This window comes from Escherichia sp. MOD1-EC5189 (assembly GCF_002966045.1).
GTDB classification, from domain to species: Bacteria; Pseudomonadota; Gammaproteobacteria; order Enterobacterales; family Enterobacteriaceae; genus Escherichia; species Escherichia coli_F.
The window spans coordinates 1-376 of the sequence record NZ_PTRX01000133.1; the positions used below are offsets into that span (position 1 = coordinate 1).

General features: G+C 47.6%; 1 protein-coding gene. It reads right to left on the reverse strand.

Features of this window, described 5'->3' with window-relative positions; genetic code table 11:
* A partial coding sequence (locus tag ATB02_RS25890; RefSeq protein ID WP_198600617.1) for a phage tail protein occupies positions 1–376 on the reverse strand: 376 nt, incomplete at both ends.

Genomic DNA, 376 nt, shown 5'->3' on the forward strand with positions numbered 1-376 from the left:
TTGCCCTTAATCGTCCAGCCACGCATATCAGGGATCACGCCTGACGGATAAGCGGCTGCAAGTTTCGGGTATGCAGATTTGTCAAAAGTCTGCCCCTGCATCAGGGCATAGCCAGACGGAACGGTATCTGATGGCCACGGGATTGGTGCGCCAGGCGGATAAAACTGCTCTGATGGCGTATAGAGTGAATAAACTGTACCGTCCGTTAACCCTTCCGGCTTATTAGCAGAATATGCTGGTGACGTATGAATCGTCACGCTGGCATTACTGGTATAATCCCATTGAATATTTACACCAGTCGCATAATTTCCGATTGCAACGTAAATATCGTAAGTATCACCAGATGTATTGACCCAGGCAAAATTTGTAAACCCTG